The sequence below is a fragment of the Mariniflexile jejuense genome (genome assembly GCF_042675665.1).
Lineage (GTDB): Bacteria > Bacteroidota > Bacteroidia > Flavobacteriales > Flavobacteriaceae > Mariniflexile > Mariniflexile jejuense.
On record NZ_JBHTJI010000001.1, the window covers coordinates 834,169 to 855,844 of the forward strand.

The 21,676-nt window shown below is 33.6% G+C and carries 15 protein-coding genes, 1 pseudogene and 1 riboswitch; of the genes and pseudogenes, 2 read left to right on the plus strand and 14 right to left on the minus strand.

Translation table 11 applies throughout. From position 1 onward, the window contains the following. Positions 1-8 precede the first annotated feature (8 nt). The 3 genes from thrA to ACFQ1R_RS03680 form a co-directional block, all read right to left on the minus strand. Positions 9-3,410 (minus strand): bifunctional aspartate kinase/homoserine dehydrogenase I, encoded by a 3,402-nt coding sequence (gene thrA, locus ACFQ1R_RS03670; protein ID WP_379924752.1) that lies wholly within the window; start codon positions 3,408-3,410, stop codon positions 9-11. Between the two features lie 60 nt (positions 3,411-3,470). After that, positions 3,471-4,745, minus strand: a complete 1,275-nt coding sequence (locus tag ACFQ1R_RS03675; protein WP_379924753.1) for an O-acetylhomoserine aminocarboxypropyltransferase/cysteine synthase family protein — start codon at positions 4,743-4,745, stop codon at positions 3,471-3,473. Positions 4,746-4,864: 119 nt separating this feature from the next. Then, positions 4,865-4,989, minus strand: a riboswitch (SAM riboswitch). Between the two features lie 117 nt (positions 4,990-5,106). Beyond that, positions 5,107-6,657: a hypothetical protein gene (locus tag ACFQ1R_RS03680; protein ID WP_379924754.1), complete on the minus strand. Its 1,551-nt coding sequence runs from the start codon at positions 6,655-6,657 to the stop codon at positions 5,107-5,109. A gap of 148 nt (positions 6,658-6,805) precedes the next feature. On the opposite strand from ACFQ1R_RS03680, the gene ACFQ1R_RS03685 reads away from it, so the two are divergent. Both ACFQ1R_RS03685 and leuB read left to right on the plus strand, forming a co-directional pair. After that, complete coding sequence (locus ACFQ1R_RS03685; RefSeq protein WP_379924755.1) at positions 6,806-7,981, plus strand: 2-isopropylmalate synthase; 1,176 nt, start codon at positions 6,806-6,808, stop codon at positions 7,979-7,981. A gap of 1 nt (position 7,982) precedes the next feature. Beyond that, positions 7,983-9,101 carry a 3-isopropylmalate dehydrogenase gene (gene leuB / locus ACFQ1R_RS03690; protein WP_379924756.1) on the plus strand — a complete coding sequence of 373 codons (1,119 nt, stop codon included), beginning with the start codon at positions 7,983-7,985 and terminating at the stop codon, positions 9,099-9,101. Positions 9,102-9,386: 285 nt separating this feature from the next. On the opposite strand, the gene ACFQ1R_RS03695 is transcribed toward leuB, so the two are convergent. The 11 genes and pseudogenes from ACFQ1R_RS03695 to ACFQ1R_RS03745 all read right to left on the minus strand — a co-directional run bounded on the left by ACFQ1R_RS03695 (position 9,387) and on the right by ACFQ1R_RS03745 (position 21,676). Next, complete coding sequence (locus ACFQ1R_RS03695) at positions 9,387-10,913, minus strand: S1C family serine protease (protein WP_379924757.1); 1,527 nt, start codon at positions 10,911-10,913, stop codon at positions 9,387-9,389. 135 nt (positions 10,914-11,048) lie between these two features. Continuing rightward, positions 11,049-12,326: an argininosuccinate lyase gene (gene argH / locus ACFQ1R_RS03700; RefSeq protein WP_379924758.1), complete on the minus strand. Its 1,278-nt coding sequence runs from the start codon at positions 12,324-12,326 to the stop codon at positions 11,049-11,051. 170 nt (positions 12,327-12,496) lie between these two features. Continuing rightward, positions 12,497-13,564: a M20 family metallo-hydrolase gene (locus ACFQ1R_RS03705; RefSeq protein ID WP_379924759.1), complete on the minus strand. Its 1,068-nt coding sequence runs from the start codon at positions 13,562-13,564 to the stop codon at positions 12,497-12,499. Position 13,565: 1 nt separating this feature from the next. After that, positions 13,566-14,342, minus strand: a complete 777-nt coding sequence (gene argB / locus ACFQ1R_RS03710) for an acetylglutamate kinase (RefSeq protein WP_379924760.1) — start codon at positions 14,340-14,342, stop codon at positions 13,566-13,568. A 73-nt stretch (positions 14,343-14,415) separates the two neighbouring features. After that, on the minus strand, positions 14,416-15,357 hold the full coding sequence (locus tag ACFQ1R_RS03715) for an N-acetylornithine carbamoyltransferase (RefSeq protein WP_379924761.1): 942 nt from the start codon (positions 15,355-15,357) through the stop codon (positions 14,416-14,418). A 31-nt stretch (positions 15,358-15,388) separates the two neighbouring features. Further along, positions 15,389-16,150 carry a glutamate 5-kinase gene (proB, locus tag ACFQ1R_RS03720; protein WP_379924762.1) on the minus strand — a complete coding sequence of 254 codons (762 nt, stop codon included), beginning with the start codon at positions 16,148-16,150 and terminating at the stop codon, positions 15,389-15,391. A 77-nt stretch (positions 16,151-16,227) separates the two neighbouring features. Further along, positions 16,228-17,436 (minus strand): annotated as a pseudogene (locus ACFQ1R_RS03725) (glutamate-5-semialdehyde dehydrogenase); the annotation flags it as partial. Positions 17,437-17,515: 79 nt separating this feature from the next. Then, entirely contained in the window at positions 17,516-18,643 is a 1,128-nt protein-coding gene (locus tag ACFQ1R_RS03730; protein WP_379924763.1) for an aspartate aminotransferase family protein, read from the minus strand. 1 nt (position 18,644) lies between these two features. Next, positions 18,645-19,439, minus strand: a complete 795-nt coding sequence (gene proC / locus ACFQ1R_RS03735; protein ID WP_379924764.1) for a pyrroline-5-carboxylate reductase — start codon at positions 19,437-19,439, stop codon at positions 18,645-18,647. Between the two features lie 35 nt (positions 19,440-19,474). Continuing rightward, a complete protein-coding gene (argC, locus tag ACFQ1R_RS03740; RefSeq protein ID WP_379924765.1) occupies positions 19,475-20,458 on the minus strand; it encodes an N-acetyl-gamma-glutamyl-phosphate reductase in 984 nt (327 codons plus the stop codon). Between the two features lie 42 nt (positions 20,459-20,500). Beyond that, positions 20,501-21,676: an argininosuccinate synthase gene (locus ACFQ1R_RS03745; protein ID WP_379924766.1), complete on the minus strand. Its 1,176-nt coding sequence runs from the start codon at positions 21,674-21,676 to the stop codon at positions 20,501-20,503.

A 21,676-nucleotide genomic window follows, 5' to 3' on the forward strand; every position in this document is an offset into this window, starting at 1 on the left:
TTATTGTATTAATTTATATGTTTAGACAACCTTAAAATATCACCAAAAACACCTCTTGCTGTTACTTCCGATCCTGCGCCTGCACCCTGAATCACAATAGGTTGCTCACCATAACTCTCGGTAAATATTTCAAAAATAGCATCACTTCCTTTAATTTGCCCTAAGGTACTGTCTCCTGGAATGGATACTAATTTTACTTCTAAATTTCCTTTGTCCTGAGATAAATCGCCCGATAAGTCGCCAATATATCTTAAAACAAATCCTGGTTTTTGTGCTTCTTTTATCTTTTGAAACTCAGCATCCAATACGTTCAACTGACTTAAAAATTCAGCCACGGAAATATCTCTATAAGCTTCTGGAATTAAATTTTGAACCGACACATCTTCAAATTCATTTTGTAAATCCAGTTCACGTGCCAAAATTAATAATTTTCTAGCCACATCGTTTCCTGAAAAATCTTCTCTTGGGTCTGGTTCAGTAAAACCTTTATCAATCGTTTCTTGAACAATGGTACTAAATGGTTTGTCTTGTACCGAAAAGTTATTGAACAAATAGCTCAACGTTCCAGAGAAAACACCTCGGATTCTGGTAATATTTTCACCAGATTCGTGTAATAATTTAATAGTATCTATCAACGGTAAACCTGCGCCAACCGTGGTTTCATATAAATATTGCTTGTTGTGTTCTTTTAATTGTGCCCGTAAATCGGTATAAAACTGATGCGAAATGGTATTGGCTATTTTGTTAGAAGACACCAAATCGAAACCAGCCTCAACCAATGGCACATAATTGTTATGGAATTTAGGACTCGCCGTATTATCAACCGCAATTAAATTTTCCAAATGATGCGTTTTAGCAAAAGCAATCACATCTTCAATAGAACTCTCCAATTCTGATGTTTTTATGGCTTCTTTCCAATTTTTATCTGCGCCTCTTTTATTCAGAAGTAGTTTTTTAGAATTGGCAATCGCAAAAACATTTAGGTTGATGCCTTTTCGTTTTTCAATATCATCTTTCGATTTCAAAATCTGATTAATCAAAGCACTACCAACACCACCATGACCAAAAATGGCTATGTTTATTTTCTTTGAAATTCCGAAAATTTCACCATGAATTACATTCATAGCTTTATGAAGTTGGTCTTTTTTAACCACCAAACTCACGTTTTTACCAGTAACCGTATTGTTGAACAACAACGGTGTAATTTGGTTTTTTATAAGCGCGTTAAATGGTTTGTGGAATGAACTCAATTCGATACCAATAATGGAAATAACCGAAACATCATCAACCACCGCAATTTTATTAACGTCTTGTGAATAGAAATCGTTTTCAAACTCACGTTCCAAAGCTATGACCGCTTGGGTTGCTTGGTCTGCATTAATAATTAAACCAATACCCCGTTCTGAAGAACCTTGAGAAATGATGCTCACACTAATATCCTTACTTGCTAAAGCACCAAATATTCTAGCATCTACACCACTTTTTCCTAACAAACCACGACCTTCTAAATTTAAAAGTGCCACATTATCTAAAACCGATAACGAGGTTACTTCTTTTGAATTTGGTTTTGCCGTAATTAAAGTACCTTCATCCTCAGGATTAAACGTATTTAAAATGCGAAGATTGATATTTTTTTCAACTAACGGAATGATGGTTTTGGCATGTAAAACGGTGGTACCGAAATTAGCCAACTCATTGGCTTCACTAAACGATAATTCGCGTATTTTTTTAGCATCTTCCACCAAATCGGGGTTTGCTGTATATATACCATTAACATGGGTGTAATTTTGCAACTCTTCAGCATCTAAATAATTTGCCAAAAGTGCTGCTGTATAATTGCTACCATTTCTACCTAAGGTAGTGGTTTCATTTTTTGAATTAGACCCAATAAAACCTGTAACAACATTTACAACACCGTTACTTGCTTCTTTATAATATTTTTTAACGTTGTCTTTTGAAAGTTGCGAAATAGGTTGTGCATTCCCAAAAGCATCGTTCGTTTTTATTAAGGTTCTGGAATCAACTGCTGTTGCTTCTATGTTTTTCTTATTCAACAAACTAGCAATCAATTTCACCGATAGCAATTCACCTTGAGCTAAAATTTCATCCTTGGTTTTTTTGCTGTAATCGCCTAATAAACTAACCCCTTCGAACAATTTTTCTAAAACTGAAAATTCAGCTGAAAAATCAACATCCTTTAATGGTTCCGTTTGATAATTTTTAAATACTTGCAATATTTCTTTATACGGATGCCCTTTAGCTGCTTTGTTCAGAATGTCTTCTAAATCATCGGTAGCGGAACTTCTCGCTGAAACTACTACCGTAATTTTTTCACCTTCCTTCACCTTATTTTCTATGATGGAAATAACGGTATTCAAACCATCGCCATTTGCTAACGATTTCCCTCCAAACTTTAATACTTTCATTCTTCTCTTTTTAGAACTTGGCACAAAAATGCCTTCTACTATTTTTTCTAATTGCTCGTATTCCATCAAAAAAGCATCGTGCCCGTGCACCGAATGTATTTCATTATACGTAACATTCGGGTTTGACACCGCCAATTGCTTGTGTGTTTGCCTGTTTTCTTCAGCGGTAAAAAATAAATCGGAATCAACTCCTATTATATGAATGTTGCCATGTATGTTTTCCAACACATTGAAATCGGTTGGTCTGTTTTTGGTAACATCAATGGTTTTTAGCAACTGATTCATTAATTTATAAGCGGACAGTTGAAAACGTTCTTGCAGTTTATTACCGTGATGCAACAACCAACTTTCTACATTAAAAATCTCTAATTCCTCGTTTTTAGAACGCTGAAAACGCTCGTTGAAAGATTCTGGTGTGCGGTAACACAACATAGCGTGCATTCTGGCATCGTGCACCGGATTTCTAGAATTCAATAAAAATTGCTCTTGAATTTGGCAATTGGCTATCAACCAGTCGGTGGATTTCCAATCGGTTGCCACAGGTATTAAATTATCTGTAATATCTGGGTTCAACACCGCCATTTCCCAAGCGATACCACCACCTAACGACCCACCAATGAGTGCAAACAGTTTTTCAATTTTAAGTTCCTTCAACCCAATTAAAAAGATATTTGCAATATCGCGTGCTACGAAATCTTTATAGTTTTCTATTACAAAACCATCAAACCCGTTTCCTGGAATATTGAAAGATAATATGGTGTAAAGTTTTGTATCGATTACCTTATCATCGCCCACCAAGTCGCTCCACCAACCATCTTCACCAGCTACATTGCTGTTCCCTGTTAAGGCATGGTTTACCAATACCACAGGTGCCGTACCTAAAGGCTTACCAAATAGTTGGTAACTTAACTTTATTTCGGGGTTAAGCACTTTACTTTCGGTGGTAAAGTTTTTAATAATGATATGTTGTAAATTTACTTTCAACGATTTTTTTATTTTTAAGACCTACAAGGTTTTGAAACCTTGCAGGTCGCTATTTATTTATTAAATTTTTGAAAAAGCTTCTTTTAAATCGGCTTTTAAATCTTCAATATCTTCCAAACCAACAGATAAACGAATTAAATCTTTTGGCGCACCTGCTGCGTCTTGTTCAGCATCTGTTAATTGCTGGTGCGTGGTACTTGCTGGGTGAATGATAAGCGATTTGGTATCTCCAATATTTGCCAACAATGAAAATAATTTAGAATTATCTGCTATGGTTTTAGCTGCATCAAATCCACCTTTTGCCCCAAAGGTAATGATGCCGCTTTGTCCTTTTGGTAAATATGTATCTGCTAAATCTTTATATTTACTAGAGGCCAAACCAGGATAGTTTACCCAAGCCACTTCATCTTGCTCTTCTAACCAGTTTGCAAGTTCTAAAGCATTTTGGCTGTGTTGCTTAATTCTTACTGGTAAAGTTTCTAAACCTTGAATGATTTGGAAGGCGTTAAACGGACTTAAAGCACCTCCAAAATCTCTTAATCCTTCTAAAATTAATTTAAATGTATAAGCTGCTGCACCTAAAGCTTCGTGATAAACCAAACCGTGGTATCCTGCTGAAGGCTGGGTGAATTCTGGGAATTTCCCGTTAGCCCAATCGAACGTACCAGCATCAATGATGGCTCCACCTAACGATGTTCCTTGTCCGCCTATATATTTTGTTAAGGAATGTATAACGATGTTTGCGCCATGCTCAATAGGGTTTAATAAAGCTGGTGTTGCTACAGTATTATCTACAATGAATGGTACGCCTGCTGCTTTAGCATGCACAGAAATTGATTTTAAATCTAGAACATCCAATTTAGGGTTTCCTAAAGATTCCACAAAGAAAGCACGAGTGTTTTCTTTAACGGCTGAAGCGAAATTATCTGGATTATCGGCATCTACAAATGTGGTTGTGATGCCCAAACGAGGCAATGTTACTTTCAATAAATTATAAGTACCACCGTATAAACTGGCTGATGCTACAATATGGTCGCCTGCTTTTAATAAAGTTAATAATCCTGTTGAAATTGCCGATGTTCCCGAAGCAAAAACCACTGCGCCAATACCACCTTCTACAGCTGCTAAACGCTCTTGTAAAATTTGGTTGGTTGGATTGTTAAGTCTGGTGTAAATAAAACCCAGTTCTTTTAATGAAAACAGGTTTGCTGCATGATCTGAATTATTAAAAACATACGACGATGTTTGGTAAATTGGAACTGCTCGTGTTCCTCCAGTTGCAGTGGTGTCGTGCCCTGCGTGTAATGCGCTTGTTGCTAATTTTAGTGTGCTCATTTTTCTAATTTTTTTTGAGTTAATAAATGATTAAAACAAAAGCCAAATGCATCAAAATTGATGTACTTAATAGAAAAATGTTAAAAAGAATAGTTAAAATTACTTATGTAATTTCGTTTTGGTTATCTATCCAATTTTCAATAAATGAATTGAAAACTAAGTAGAATTTAGCACCTTCCCCGATAAGTTCGGGAGGTTGCTAAGGCTTCAATGGGTCTAATCCCTCCACCTTTCTTGATAACATTTCAGTAAGTGTTTGAACTTTGTGAGTGCAAATATTCAGTTAGAAAAAGTTAAAAACCAAATTTTTCATAAAGAATTTTATAAAAAATTTGGCTTACTGTAAATCTTTTAGGTATTTCTACTTATTAAATCGCATATCATAAAACTTGTTTTGAATAACCAAAGCGATTGGTCTGTTTTGAATTTTAGATTCTAACCACGAAATAATATCCAAATATAAAAAGGCACGACTTTGGTAAGGGTCATGCTCAAACTCCTTCAATTTTTTATGCAATTTGATGAATTCATTTCTTACTTCATTAGGGTAAATATCACCCAAACCTCTTAAAAATTTGATAAACTCTTTTTGTACATCGTATAGATCTTCCATTTTGATTAAAAACTTATAAGTGCTTCTAATTAAAATATCTAAATTGTAATCCATTCCTGCTTCGTAATGTGCTACCAAATTTAAAATTCTGGCAAAACACAACAAATCTTCACGCATTTGTAACGATTTGTTATTTATAATTTTTTCTAGGTATTGAATACACTTTTTATTTTCGCCTGCACCAAAATACATACTGGCTATTTTATAATAAAATACCATAATGTGGTGCTCATCTATTCGGTCGTTATAATCTTTTAATCGCTCTAAAACTTCATCAATCAAAGGTAAACCTTCTTTAAAACTTCCTTCTATAAAGTGTAAATTGAATTTATTATTGTAGATGTATAAAAATGTTAATCCATCAATATTATCATCAATTGGAAACCATTTTTCTTTGGTTACTTTTTCCAATCTCACTAACGATTCTTTAAACTTTTCATAATGTCTTAAATAGAAAAGTGCTTCTAATAAATAATGATTTCCTCTTAAAAAGAAAACAGGGTTTAAAATAATTTGATCTTTGTTTTCATAAAATAAATCAACCCATTTAGTGGCATATTTGTAGCACGATAAAAAATCTACTGTTAAAAAACTATACCATAAATAAGCTTTGTAAAGCCATAATTTTTCACGAAAACCTAAGGTGTTAATATCATATTTTGGAAGTCGGGCATTGAAATATTTTATAACGCGAATACTTTCTTTACTGTTTTTAACGTAACCCGTTTTTAAAAATAACCCGTACAATTGAAGCGATAAATTAGAAAGTTTACTTGCCAATACGTTTTGTTGACTTAACTCTTTTGCTTGAATGGAAAGTTCATCGGCTCTATCGCCCAAACTTCTAGTTATATATTGCGATTCAATTATTTTTTCAAGTTCAACAATTTCATAAGCCACATTTTTTTCTTCATTGGCAATAGCTAAATTTTTTGCTTTGTCTAAAATTTTTAAACTCTGTTTATACAAACCCTTGTGATATAAAATAGTTGCAAAATCGAGTTGTTCTCGAATTTGAATTCTAATATTTTGATGTGATGGGTTTAAACGTAAACTAATTAATATCTGTTTGTATAAATGTGCCTTTAAATTTGATAGCTGCTCTTTTTTTACAATACCTTTTTTAAGAATAGTGGTTTCATCGTAAACCGATAGCTTTTCAAGAATATTAAATAAGGTTAAAAATTTGGAATCTTCATTAACCCCTAATCTACCTACATAAAGTTTAAATTGGCGCTTTTCAGACTTAGAAAGGGATTTCACCAGTACAAACAAATTATCTTTTTGCTCTTTTGTCATAGTTACAAAAACAGTATTAATCTACTAGTTTTCAGTTATTTAATTAAATTATATACGAGTTAAACATCGTAAAAAAAGTGAGTTGCATTATCATTTAAGCAAACCAAAATATAAATTCGTAATACAAAAGAAAAATTTATTTTATTAAATGTCTAATACGAACGTACAAATTTTTGACACAACGCTTCGCGATGGCGAACAGGTACCTGGTTGCAAATTAAATACCGAACAAAAAATTATCATAGCTGAACAGCTAGATTTTTTAGGTGTTGATATTATTGAAGCTGGTTTTCCTGTATCTAGTCCTGGCGATTTCAAATCGGTTGAAGCTATTTCTAAAATTGTAAAAAATGCAACAGTTTGTGGTTTAACACGCTCTGTTGAAAATGATATAAAAGTAGCTGCCGAAGCATTAAAATACGCAAAAACACCACGAATTCATACTGGAATTGGAACTTCCGATTCTCATATAAAATTCAAATTCAACTCCAATAGAGATGCCATTATTGACCGTGCTTTTCACGCTGTAAGTTACGCAAAATCTTTTGTTGAAGATGTAGAATTTTACGCCGAAGATGCAGGTAGAACTGATAATGAATATTTAGCACGCGTTTGCGAAGCTGTAATTAAAGCTGGAGCAACTGTTTTAAACATTCCAGATACTACAGGCTACTGCTTACCACACGAATATGGTGCAAAAATTAAATACCTAAAAGAAAACGTAAAAGGTATTGAAAAAGCAATTTTATCATGCCACTGCCACAACGATTTAGGTTTAGCAACAGCAAATTCTATTGAAGGTGTTATTAATGGCGCACGCCAAATTGAATGTACTATTAACGGTATAGGCGAACGCGCTGGAAATACCGCTTTGGAAGAAGTGGTAATGATTTTAAAACAACACCCATATTTAAATTTAGATACCAATATTAAAACTGAAATGCTTTATGGTTTAAGCCAATTAGTATCAGACAGTATGGGTATTTATACACAACCAAACAAAGCCATTGTAGGTGCGAATGCATTTGCGCATAGCTCGGGTATTCATCAAGATGGTGTCATTAAAAATCGTGAAACATACGAAATTATAGACCCTAAAGATGTTGGTGTAACCGAATCTGCCATTGTTTTAACAGCAAGAAGCGGGCGTGCAGCCTTAGCTTATAGAGCTAAAAATGTAGGATATGCACTAACAAAGCTTCAATTAGATGAAATCTATGTGAATTTCTTAGATTTTGCCGATAAAAAGAAAGAAGTTAATGATGATGACATTCACACCATCATAGAAAATAGTAGATTATACAAAGAAATTATTTCAGCATAACATGAAGCTAAATATAGCCGTTTTACCAGGCGATGGCATAGGTCCTGAAGTTATAGCACAAGCCGTTAAGGTATTGAAAGCTATAGCTATGGAGTTTAACCATGTATTTACATTTCAAAATGCCTTAGTTGGCGCAAGTGCTATTGAAAAAACTGGCAATCCTCTACCAGAAGAAACTGTAAACATTTGCGAAAATGCAGACGCTATTCTTTTTGGCGCCATTGGAAATGCTGCTTTCGATTTAGACCCATATGCTAAAATAAGACCAGAGCAAGGGCTTTTACGTTTACGTAAATCGTTAGGTTTATATACAAACATAAGACCCGTAATTGCTTATGATGATTTATTAAACAAATCATCATTAAAGAAAAAACAAATTGCAAACACTAATATTCTTATTTACCGCGAACTTACTGGAGGTATTTATTTTGGTGAAAAAAAATTAAGTGATGATGGTAACACAGCATCAGATATTTGCGAATATACACGCTTTGAAATAGAACGCATAGCGCATTTAGCGTTTAAAGCAGCACAATCAAGAAAACGTAAATTAACGTTGGTTGATAAAGCCAACGCTTTAGAAAGTTCAAGGTTATGGCGCAGAGTAGTTCAAGAATTGGCACCACAATATCCAAACGTGAATTTAAATTTCATGTATATGGATAATGCTGCCATGGAATTGATAGTAAACCCAAGACAGTTTGATGTAATTTTAACAGAAAACATGTTTGGTGATATCCTATCAGAAGAAGCCAGCGTTATTGTTGGTTCTATAGGTTTGCTAGCATCATCATCCATTGGCGATAATCATTGCATGTTCGAGCCAATACACGGTGCTTATTCAAAAGCAGCAAACAAAGGCATTGCAAACCCCATAGCTTCCATTTTAGCAGCCGCTATGTTATTAGAACATTTTGGGCTAGATGATGAAGCAGCATTAGTACGCGAAGGTGTAGATAAATCGTTAAAGTTACACATAACAACACCCGACTTAAACACTAAGTACGATAACATTACCACCACGAAAGTTGGCGATTTCATTGAAGATTTTATAAACAATCCAGATGAAACCAACTTAAACTTTACCAATATACATCTAGGGCAATCCACAATCATTTGATTATTTGAGTTAGTCACCGAAAATTAAAATTTTTGGAACCGTCCTTAAAAGCGCATTATTTATAGTGCGCTTTTTTAATGCAGTTTATTTGGGCGTTACCAACCTATAAAAAAACTAGGTTTAGTTTCTTGCAAGCTATATTAACAAATAATATATAATTTAATATCATGACAAAAAAATTAAACTTAAAAAAAAAACTCGATAAACTAATCGAGCTCTTTTTTTTAAATTAACCTTAACTTTAAGTTTAAGATTATTTTATCTTTTAAATTTTATGTATTAATTTTAATTAACAAATAAACCACTGCTTATTAATTCAGCTGGAATAGCAAATCCTAATCCTTCTATACCAATACCGGATAATTTAGCGTTTATAACTCCTAATAGTTCTCCTTGTTTACTAATCATCGGTCCTCCACTATTTCCTCCATTAATTCCTGCATCAGTTTGAATTAACTTAACACCATCTTTTTCTCTATCACCAGAAATAATACCCTTACTTAAAGTCTGCCCTAATTCAATTGTTGTCGGAGTTCCTATAATAAAAATATCTTCTCCTGTTTTATATTTTTTTGTTGTAGGCAAAGTAAAATGACTTTCAAAAGTTGCATCTATTTTTAACAATGCTAAATCTAAATTTTCACTCTGTCTTATTAATTTAGCCTTGTATTCTTTATTATCTTTTGTAATAACAGAAATATCTTCTTTGGAATTAGCTACAACATGAAAATTAGTTACAATATAGCCATCTCCACTTATCTTGAATCCGCTTCCATGACCGTTGCTTACTTTTATTGTAACGGTACCATCTAATGCTGAGTCAATATCATTAATTGATTTTCCTTTGGAAAGTGTAATGTAAGGTAATTTTTCTTGCTCATCCATATTCCCTTTTTCTAAATATTCTTTTACTTTTTCATTGTTGATAAAATTTAGAAAAGAGGAAGTAATCGCGTCTTCTACCGCCAAAAGTGAGGTTGATTCTTTATTATAATCTATAGAAAACTGTCCAGAGGTATTTCGTGAAGCTTCATTAAAAATACTCTGTCCGTATATATCTTGCAAATCCCATATAACGTTTACTTCAGCTTGTAAAAATCTCATGTATCGTTTTGAAGCTTTTTGATAAACAAATTGAATATCCAATTCATTTATTTTAGCACTTATATATGCTGAATTTGTTTTGCTCTTAAAAATAGTCTTAGTAGAATCGGTATATTTATACTTTACTAAAATATCATTCAAAGACGACGTAAATATAGAGTTGTTAAATTCAATTTTTTCTACATTGGAGTCAATATCCTTAAATTTTTTTGTGTTTTCTTTTTTAAGAGAACGATGTCTAATCCTTCTAATTTTTAATGCATTTTCATCTAAATTAAACTCAGTATTTTTTACAAAAAGATATTTTTGATCTTCAGTTTTAACTGAGATAGGGATTAGTTTTTCGTCAACTGAGACATCTTTTTTGTAATCAAAACTTTTAGCTCCAGAATCTAAAAATGGGGGATAAAATAAAACCCCAAAAGGCACCCATGATAATATGTATAATGGTGACTTTTGATTTTGATAATGTATTAGGTACAAATCTTTATAACCTTCTGTTTCTATCCTTATTTGTTTTACATTACGATCTCTTGCTAACTTAGATTTTACATTTTTCCCAACACCTTGTCTTACATCATTTACATAAACTACAGAATTAGCATTTTTAGTTTGTATACTAACTTTTTTTTGAAATTTCCCATTAAGAATTGATGCACAACTGTTCAACATTATCATAGTAGAACATAAGAATAAAATTTTTTTCATTTGTTTAAATTAAATTTATAAAAGAGCAATATTAAATAACCCAACTGTTTTTTGGGTAAAAAGTGCAATTTTTCTTGCTATTATTTTATTCCAATTAAACTATTTAAGTTGATTTATTTTACAAATCTAAGCAAATTATTTCATATAAAACTTGTTACGAATCTTATCCAAACACAAATTATGAATACTGCCAACGTGCGTGTGTTTTTTAGAAGTATCAGGTTTGTAAGTACCGTCTTGAACTTGACCACCAATTTTTTGATAGGCTTCTCTAAAACTTTGTCCCTCAACAACAAGCGTGTTGATATTATCTACTGTAAAAAGGTATTTATACAAATCGTTATGTATATCAACATCTTTAACAATGGCTTGTTTTATAGAGAAATTGAAAATATCTAAAATATCTTTTACATCTTCAAAAGCAGCAATCATATTTTCTTTTAATAACTGAAAATCACGATGGTAACCACTAGGTAAGTTATTGGTGATTAAAAGCATTTCTGTTTGAAGTGCTTGTATCTTATTACATTTACCACGAATCAACTCAAAAACATCTGGATTTTTTTTATGTGGCATGATGCTACTTCCCGTGGTTAATTCATCTGGAAAGGAAATAAAACCAAAATTCTGACTCATATACAAGCACACATCCATAGCAAAACGACTCATGGTGTTACATAAACTCCCTAAACTAGCGGCAATGGTGCGTTCACTTTTTCCTCTGCTCATTTGAGCCGCCACCACGTTGTATTTTAGTGTTGAAAAATTCATTTCTTTAGAAGTCATTTCTCTGTCAATAGGAAACGAACTGCCATAACCTGCAGCAGAACCTAACGGATTTTGGTCTACGGTTCTTAAAGCGGCATCTAGTAAATATACATCATCAACCAAAACCTCTGCATATGCCGAAAACCATAACCCGAATGATGATGGCATGGCCACTTGCAAGTGCGTGTAACCCGGTAATACTTTATCTTTATGCATTTCTGCTAAGCCTAAAAGAGTTTCAAATAGTATTTTGGTTTTTTCTTTTACAATGCCTAGATTTTCTTTGTAATATAATTGTAATGCCACTAAAACTTGGTCGTTTCTAGAACGTGCCGTATGGATTTTTTTACCAACTTCGCCCAACGATTTTGTTAATTCGAACTCAATTTTAGAATGTACATCTTCAAATTGTTCATCAATAACAAAGGTGCCGTTTTCTATTTGAGTCTCTATTTTTTTTAAACCACCTAAAAGTTCAATTAACTCATTGGTGTTAAGAATACCTATTTTTTGAAGCATTTTAGCATGTGCGCGTGATGCAATAACATCGTACTTTGCTATATGAACATCAATTTCGCGGTCGTTTCCAACAGTAAATTGTTCTATTTTTTTATCGATTGATATACCTTTGTCCCAGAGTTTCATTTCTTGATGTTTAGTCGTTTGTTGTTGAGTTGTTGAGTCGACCATACGACCGACAAACAACTCAACAACAAACGTTTATATAATTAGATTATTCAAAAATTTTATTTCTTTTATCCTAAATTGTTGAGTTATTACGTCGACTCAACGACAAACAACTCAACAACAAACATTTATACAATTACCCGATTCAATAATTCAACATAAATTTGTATGCCTTCTTCAATTTCATGCAAATAAATAAATTCATCGGCTGAATGTGAACGCGGACTATCACCAGGTCCTAATTTTAAGGATTTACATGATAACCAAGCTTGATCTGATAATGTTGGTGAACCATACGTTGTTCTTCCCATAGCAATTCCTGCTTTAATTAAATCGTGTTCTAATGGGATAGATGATGAATTTAAATGCAAACTACGAGGCACAATACTATCGCATGGTGCGTTTTTTTGTAAAAAATCTGCTATTTCAGCGTTTGTATATTTATCGTTTACCCGCACATCTATCACCAATTCTACATCTGCTGGCACTACGTTATGTTGTTTACCGGCATTTATTTGTGTGACCGTTAATTTCACATCGCCCAAAGCTTCCGATGTTTTTTCAAACTTAACATCTTTAAACCATTGTAAGGTTTCAATTAATTTATAAATGGGATTGTCATCGTTTGGATGTGCTGCATGACTTGCCGTTCCTTTTACTTTCGCATCAAAAACAACCAAGCCTTTTTCGGCAACGGCTAAATTCATTTGGGTTGGTTCGCCTACTATAGCCACATCTATCTTAGGAATGATTTTCAGCATGCTATTTAACCCGTTTGGACCGCTGCTTTCTTCTTCCGCGGAAGCGACTAAAATCAAATTATATTTTAAATCTTTATGATTGTAAAAATGGGTAAATGTTGCTATTAGCGACACCAAACAACCTCCTGCATCGTTACTGCCCAAACCATAAAGCTTTCCATCTTCTAATATGGCTTTAAATGGGTCTTTGGTATATGCTGAATTTGGTTTTACGGTATCGTGGTGCGAATTTAATAACATATTAGGTTTGCTGGCATCGAAATATTTATTAACCGCCCAAACATTATTTTGGTTTCGTTTATAATCTATATCATATCGCTTAAACCAAGCTTCAATATGCGATGCGGTTTTGTCTTCTTCCGATGAAAAAGATGGCGTTTCTATTAATTGTTTTAATAGTGCAATTGCATCGTTTGTTAATTCTTGTATTGCCATATTATAACGTTATTTTTGTAAAATTATCATTTTCTTGGGTTAACATATTGGTGTTTCCCATATTAATGGTTTTTACACCATTATTTAAAGCATCGAAACAATTTTCCAACTTAGGAAGCATGCCATCTGCAATGATGCCTTGTGCCAGTAATTCTTTATACAAGCCAGAATCGATGTGTTTTATTACCGAATTTTTATCTCTAATATCTTTTAAAACACCATCTAATTCAAAACAATAATAAATAGATGTTTCATATAAATTACTCATACCAACTGCTAATTGAGACGTGATGGTATCGGCATTGGTGTTTAATAATTGTCCGTTACCATCGTGGGTAATAGCACAAAACACTGGGGTAAAATCGGCTTGAATTAATTTATCGATAGACTTGTGAGCCACTTTTTTTACATCGCCAACAAAACCAAAATCAACCTCTTTTACAGGTCTTTTTTCTGATGAAATGCTATTGATATCGGTGCCTGTTAAACCAATGGCATCTATGTTTAGTGACTGTAATTGCGCTACGATGTTTTTGTTTACTAAACCACCATAAACCATAGTAATCACTTCTAAAGTTTCTGCATCGGTAATACGTCTGCCATTTACCATTTTAGATTCAATGCCCAATTTTGCCGCAATTGCCGTAGCACGTTTTCCGCCGCCGTGAACTAAAATTTTCTTTCCTTCTAAATTAGCAAACAACTTTAAAAATGCACTTAAAGACGCATCGTCTTCAATGATATTTCCTCCTATTTTTACTATGGATAGTTTTTCCATTTATATTTTATTAAATATCAAACAACGAACTAAAAACAAACAGATTGCTTCGTTCCTCGCAATGACCTCTTAATTATTTTAAATCTTCCAATATTTTTTTCAATACCAATTGTGCTGCGTAAGTTCTGTTATTGGCTTGTTCAATTACCAAAGAATTTTCACCATCCAAAACGGCATCTTCAACAATTAAATTACGCCTTACTGGTAAACAATGCATGAATTTGGCATTGCCTAATTTTTCTTTGGTAATCATCCAATTGGGATCTGTGTTTAATACTTTACCATAATCGTTATAATTGCTCCAGTTCTTTACATATACAAAATCGGCATCTTTAAACGCCTCTTCTTGATTGTAATTAACGGTTGAATTACCAATAATATCTGGGTTTAAATTATACCCTTCAGGATGTGTTACTACAAAATCTACATCCATTTTTTGCATAGCCTGTACAAAACTGTTCGCAACAGCATGTGGCAATGCTTTAATATGTGGTGCCCAACTTAAAACTACTTTGGGTCTTTCTTTCTTAGCGTTTTCTGAAATGGTAATCGCATCGGTTAAGGCTTGAAGCGGATGTCCAGTAGCACTTTCCATGTTTACAATAGGTACTGATGCGTATTTTACAAACGACTTTAACACATGCTCGCTTTCGTCTTTTTCTTTATCTGTTAAAGTTGGAAATGCTCTTACTGCAATAATATCGCAATACTGCGACACAACAGCTGCAGCTTCTTTAATGTGTTCTGCCGTATTACCGTTCATAATGGTGCCATCGCCAAATTCAATACCCCAAGCATCACCAGAAACATTCATTACAATAGGATCCATTCCTAAATTTAAAGCAGCTTTTTGCGTGCTTAAACGTGTACGTAAACTTGAGTTAAAGAACAACAAACCCAAGGTTTTGTTTTTCCCTAAGTCTTTATAATTAAGTGGATTTCTTTTTAATGCTTTGGCTTCCTGAATCCAAGACTGGATATTTTCTATATCATTTATGGAAGTGTAATGTTTCATTCTGTTTAATTTTAAAACCTTGCAGGTAAACTTATTTTATTTTGGTAAACGGAATTTTGTTTTCAAAGGCGTTCAATATGAAATTGTCTTCCAATCCGTTTACAATCCATGTTTCTATATTTGCTTTTTTAGTTACTGAAGCCGCTTCAATTTTAGATTGCATACCGCCACTACCGTGTGATGATTTTGAATTAACCACCTGTTTTGCTAATTCTTCAAAATCTTCTACTAAATCAATGGTTTTTGGCGTGCCATTTTCCATTGATTCTTTGGTGTAAATACCATTTGTGTTTGTTGCAATAATGAATAAATCGGCTTTCAAAAGAGACGCTGTTAATGCTCCTAATTTATCATTATCACCAAACTTTATTTCATCTGTTGCAACGGTGTCATTTTCATTAATAATTGGAATGAAATTGTTTTCAACCAAAACGTTTATAGTATTTACAATATTTGTTCTGCTTTGCTCTTTTTCAAAATCGGAATAAGACAGCAAACATTGTGATGTAAACAAACCACATTCTCTAAAAATATCTTGATAAACACGAATTAGATGTGGCTGACCAATAGAAGCTAAAGCTTGTTTTACCCTAATTTCTTTGCCTTTACTTTCTAGTTTTACAAACTGTTTTGCTGCCGCAATAGCACCAGAACTTACAATAATAAACTCGCAAGTATCTTGAAGTTTTGCCATTTGATTTGCCAAATCTTCAATTTTACCCCAAGAAATATTATCGGTTTCTTTGGTAAGTGTGTTAGAACCAACTTTTAGTAATATGCGTTTTTTCTTCATCTATTTAAACCTTCGCTCCTTAATTGTACTTTATTGCTACTACAGGCGTTCTCTTATTTTTAAATGCCCATTATGGCTTATCTTATTTGTCCATTGCCATGAACATACCATTTATTAGTCACTAAATGTTGCAAACCAATTGGCCCGCGTTGATGTAATTTATCGGTACTTATAGCTAATTCGCCTCCTAATCCCATTTGACTACCATCGGTAAAACGCGTAGAAGCGTTGTGATAAACTGCTGCTGTATCTACGTTTTCCATAAACACTTTAGCAATCTCATTATTTGTTGTAATGATAGATGACGAATGACCTCCAGAATACTTATTGATCATAGCGATAGTGTCTTCATTTGAATCTATCTCAGCAATCGCAATTTTATAATCTAGAAACTCCTGATACCAAATATCCTCTGACTGAATAGCTTCAACACCTTCAAATTTTGAAATGGCTTCATCTCCTAAAATCTGCACTTTGAATTCCTTTAATTTTGAAATCAAGTTTTTTATAAATGCTTCTTTATTAGGAAGGTTTTTATCAATCAGTACTTTATCCAATGCGTTACATGCTGAAATTTTAGCTGTTTTCGCATTGATGATGACTTTTAAAGCAAGGTCTAAATCGGCTTCCTTATGAACATACACGAAATTATTACCACGTCCACTAATGATTACTGGACAAGATGCATGTTCTTTTACAAAGGCTATTAAACGTTCGCCACCACGAGGCACAATTAAATCGAGTTTTTGTGTTGGTTTTTCTAAAAACGCTTGGGTTTCGGTTCTGTTGAATTGTAAATATTCAACCCAATCGGTTGAAGCTCCTTGACTTTTTAAAGCTTGATGCCACAATTCAACAATCTTTAAATTCGATTTTAAAGATTCTTTTCCGCCTTTTAATAAAATTTTATTTCCTGATTTAAAAGCAATTCCTGCAGCCTCCACAGTAACATCTGGACGTGATTCATAAATAATCAAAATCGTTCCAAATGATGCTGTTTTATTATAAACCTGCATCCCGTTATCGTGTTTAAAGCTGAAACGTTCTACACCAACAGGATCGTCTTGCGACGCCAAATGTTTTGCTGCTTTAATCATTTCATCTACTTTGGAATCGTCTACTTTTAAACGATCGTACATAGAAATATCATCGCCATCATAAGCATCTAAATCGGCTTTATTAATCTTAATAATAGCAGCTCTTTCTTGTTCCAAAAGTTCAGCCATTTTAAGTAATACAGCGTTTCTTGTTTCTATGTTTAATAAAGTATTCATTTTTTGTTTTTTGTTTCTGAACTTTAAAGTTTTTTCAGAGTTTCTGACCTTTAAGTTTCAGAGTTTTTACTCTACATGCTTATTTTAAAGCTTATTTTAAAGCTTTTTTTAAAGCTTCAAAAAATTGATCCACATGTTCTTTTTTAATAGTTAATGGTGGTAAAATTCTAATTAATTTTTTGTTTGAAGCACCACCTGTAAATATACGATGTTCGTAAATAAGCTTTTTTCTTAGTTCTCCAACTTCAAAGTCGAATTCTAAACCAATCATCAAGCCTTTTCCTTTGATATTTTTAATCTGCGGAATGGTTTTAGCTACAGAAATAAAATAGCCTGAAATATCGTTAACATTGGCAATTAGGTTTTCATCTTCAATCGTATTTAAAACCGCTAAACCTGCAGCACAAGCCAAATGATTACCACCAAACGTGGTACCTAGCATACCATGTTTTGCTTCAATATCCGGATGAATTAAAATCCCTCCAATTGGGAAACCATTCCCCATACCTTTGGCTATTGAAATAACTTCAGGTGTTACGTTGTAATACTGAAACGCAAAGAATTTACCCGAACGTCCGTAACCCGATTGTACCTCGTCAGCAATAAAATAGGTATTGTTTGCTTTACAAAGTTTATCAACTTGCTCGAAAAATTCGGCTGTTCCCTGATCCAAACCACCAACGCCTTGAATAAATTCTACAATCACCGCACAAACATCGCCTTTTTCCAATTCTCTTTTAACACCTTCAATATCATTCAGAGCCAAAAAAGTAACCTGCTGCTGTGCATTAATAGGTGCGACAATGTTTTTATTATCGGTTGCTGCTACCGCCGCCGATGTACGCCCGTGAAACCCATTGTTAAACGCAATAACACGCGATTTTCCTGTTTTAAACGACGCTAATTTTAAAGCATTCTCATTAGCTTCTGCTCCAGAATTACACAAAAATAATTCATACCCTTTACAACTAGAAAGGACTTCAATTTTATTGGCAAGTTCAACTTGCAACGGATTTTGAATCGCGTTCGAATAGAACCCTAAAGTTGAAACTTGCTTACTAACAGCCTCAACATATTTTGGGTGTGAATGCCCAATTGATATTACGGCATGACCTCCGTAAAGGTCTAAATATTCAACACAATTTTGGTCGTAGACATGCATGTCTTTACCCGAAACTGGTGTTACATTATATAATGGATAAACGTCAAATAATGGCATTTTAATTCTTTTTAATTTGATTAATTTTCTCGAAAGAAGCCACAATACCTTGTATCAAAGCAGAGCTTAAACCTTGATGTTCCATAGCATTTAACCCTTCAATAGTACAACCACTTGGTGTTGTTACGCGGTCTATTTCCTGTTCTGGATGTCTACCAGATTCCAACAATAAACTCGCAGCACCATAACACGTTTGTGTAGCCAATTGATGTGCTTCGTGGGCTTCAAAACCTAACTGAATAGCTCCTTGTGTTGTAGCACGCACAAGGCGCATCCAAAACGCTATACCACTGGCACAAATTACTGTTGCTGCTTGAATTAAATCTTCAGGAATAACCAATGTAGTTCCTAATTGGTTAAACACCTCTTGAGCTAAACCAACCTTATCTTGCGCTTTTTCATTAGCAGCAATACAGGTCATGGATTTCCCAATAGAAATCGCAGTGTTTGGCATTACACGAATAATATTTTTATCCTTCCCAATAATACCTTCAATTCTAGGAATTTCAACACCAGCAGCCACCGAAATAATAATATGTTTTTCCGTAATTTTGGAAACTACACTTTCCAAAACAGCATTAATATGTTTTGGTTGCAATGCAAAAATAACCATGTCGCTATTTTCTACCGCCAATACGTTATCGTTTGTCACGGTCACGTAATCTTCGGTTTTATAAACTTCAACATTCGCGGTGTTTTTATCAGCTAAATACAACGATGTAAACGACTTATTATTGATAAGTCCTTTCGCAATAGAACTTCCTAAATTTCCAGTTCCTATAATGGCTATTTTCATTTTTGGTTATTTGTTATTGGTTGCTTGTTCTTGGATTAAAAATAAGTCGCTTTTAATTGCAAACCTGTTGTTTCTTCCAAACCAAACATCAAATTCATATTCTGTATGGCTTGACCTGAAGCTCCTTTTAATAAATTATCAATAATACTTGTTACTAATAATTTGTTGTTGTGTTTATGTAAATGAATTAAACACTTATTGGTGTTTACTACTTGTTTTAAATGTAACACCTCATCAGAAACAAATGTGAATTTGGCATCTTTATAAAACGCTTCAAACATGGCTTTTGCTTCTTCTAAAGTACCTTCAAAATTGGTATATACTGTTGCAAAAATACCTCTGGAAAAATTACCTCGGTTTGGCATAAACAAAATTTCAGAAGTAAAACCATTCTGTAATTGTTTAACCGACTGATTAATTTCACCTAAATGCTGATGCGTAAACGGCTTGTAATATGAAAAGTTATTATCTCTCCAAGGAAAATGTGAGGTTTCAGACAATGAGGTTCCAGCACCAGTAGCGCCCGTAACCGCATTAATATGCACATCGTTTGTAAGCAATCCTTTTTCCGCCAATGGCAACAAAGCCAATTGAATAGCAGTAGCAAAACAACCTGGATTTGCTATATAATCTGCTTTTTTAATAGCATCTCTTTGTAATTCAGGCAAGCCATATACAAAGGTTTTCCCATTAAAAACTTTGTCTTTTTCAAGTCGGAAATCGTTTCCTAAATCGATAATTTTAGTGGTAGCTGAAAACGTATTAGCCGATAAAAACTTCACTGAATTTCCATGACCTAAACATAAAAATAACACATCAACATTTGGGTTGACAGTATCTGTGAATTTCATATCTAAATCCCCCATTAAATCTTGGTGGATGTTGCTAATCTTATTGCCTGCATTGGAAGTGCTGTATACAAAATCAAGCTCAGCGTTAGGGTGGTTAATTAACAATCTAATTAACTCGCCCGCTGTATAACCTGCGCCTCCAATAATACCTACTTTGATATTTTTCATTTTAATCTTTTTACTTTGAAACCTTGAAGATTTCAAATCAAATTAAGAATTAACTTGATGATAAATTTTATTTTGATTTCCGAAGATTTTAATAAATCCTTTGGCTTCATCGGCTGTCCAACCTTTGTTTTCTTCACCGTAACTTCCAAATTTCGCACTCATTAAATCGTGTTCAGAAGTAATACCATCTAAAGTGAAATGGTATGGTCTTAAAGTTACTGTAACGTCACCACTTACAACCTCTTGACTGCTTTGTAAAAAGGCTTCAATGTTTCGCATTACTGGATCTAAATACTGACCTTCATGTAAATGCATGCCATAGAAACTCGCTAAATATTCTTTATGCTGCAATTGCCATTTGGTAAGCGTGTGTTTTTCTAATAAATGATGCGCTTTTATGGTAATTAAAGCTGCTGGCGCTTCAAAACCAACACGTCCTTTTATACCTACTATGGTATCTCCCACGTGAATATCGCGACCAATAGCATAGGTTTTTGCAAGATTGTTTAAAGTTTCTATATTAATTTCAGGATCGTTTTCAATACCGTTTACAGCAACTAATTCGCCCTTTTCAAAAGTTAATTTTACTTTTTCATCTTCAGCATGTTTTAACTGCGATGGATAAGCGTTGTCTGGCAATGGTTTATCAGACGTTAAGGTTTCTGAACCACCAACGCTGGTTCCCCAAAGTCCTTTGTTAACCGAGTATTTTGCTTTTTCCCAAGACATATCGATACCATTTTCTTTTAAATAGTCGATTTCTTGTTGTCTGGTTAATTTTTCATCTCTAATTGGGGTAATGATTTGAATTTCTGGTGCCAATGTTTGAAAAATCATATCGAAACGCACTTGGTCGTTTCCTGCTCCTGTACTACCATGTGCAATATATTCTGCACCAATACTTTTTGCGTATTCCACAATTTCAATAGCTTGAATGATACGCTCTGCACTTACTGACAATGGATAGGTGTTGTTTTTCAATACATTACCAAAAATTAAATACTTCACTACTTTTTGGTAAAAAGTGGCAACAGCATCAATGTTTTTATAAGTTGTAACACCCATTTTATAGGCGTTTGATTCAATGTGTTCTATTTCTGTTTTTGTAAATCCACCTGTGTTTACACTTACGGCATGAACTTCAAACTTTTTTGATAAACTAACTGCGCAATATGATGTATCTAATCCGCCACTATATGCTATTACTAATTTTTTCAT

Excerpts from the sequence above, each read along its gene's own strand:
- ACFQ1R_RS03715 (WP_379924761.1), bottom strand. The coding sequence starts at position 15,357 with ATGAAACATTACACTTCCATAAATGATATAGAAAATATCCAGTCTTGG.
- ACFQ1R_RS03730 (WP_379924763.1), bottom strand. The coding sequence starts at position 18,643 with ATGCCATTATTTGACGTTTATCCATTATATAATGTAACACCAGTTTCG.
- proC (WP_379924764.1), bottom strand. The coding sequence starts at position 19,439 with ATGAAAATAGCCATTATAGGAACTGGAAATTTAGGAAGTTCTATTGCG.
- proB (WP_379924762.1), bottom strand. The coding sequence starts at position 16,150 with ATGAAGAAAAAACGCATATTACTAAAAGTTGGTTCTAACACACTTACC.
- leuB (WP_379924756.1), top strand. The coding sequence starts at position 7,983 with ATGAAGCTAAATATAGCCGTTTTACCAGGCGATGGCATAGGTCCTGAA.
- ACFQ1R_RS03675 (WP_379924753.1), bottom strand. The coding sequence starts at position 4,745 with ATGAGCACACTAAAATTAGCAACAAGCGCATTACACGCAGGGCACGAC.
- ACFQ1R_RS03745 (WP_379924766.1), bottom strand. The coding sequence starts at position 21,676 with ATGAAAAAATTAGTAATAGCATATAGTGGCGGATTAGATACATCATAT.
- ACFQ1R_RS03680 (WP_379924754.1), bottom strand. The coding sequence starts at position 6,657 with ATGACAAAAGAGCAAAAAGATAATTTGTTTGTACTGGTGAAATCCCTT.
- ACFQ1R_RS03705 (WP_379924759.1), bottom strand. The coding sequence starts at position 13,564 with ATGGCAATACAAGAATTAACAAACGATGCAATTGCACTATTAAAACAA.
- ACFQ1R_RS03685 (WP_379924755.1), top strand. The coding sequence starts at position 6,806 with ATGTCTAATACGAACGTACAAATTTTTGACACAACGCTTCGCGATGGC.
- ACFQ1R_RS03695 (WP_379924757.1), bottom strand. The coding sequence starts at position 10,913 with ATGAAAAAAATTTTATTCTTATGTTCTACTATGATAATGTTGAACAGT.
- argH (WP_379924758.1), bottom strand. The coding sequence starts at position 12,326 with ATGAAACTCTGGGACAAAGGTATATCAATCGATAAAAAAATAGAACAA.
- argC (WP_379924765.1), bottom strand. The coding sequence starts at position 20,458 with ATGAAAAATATCAAAGTAGGTATTATTGGAGGCGCAGGTTATACAGCG.
- argB (WP_379924760.1), bottom strand. The coding sequence starts at position 14,342 with ATGGAAAAACTATCCATAGTAAAAATAGGAGGAAATATCATTGAAGAC.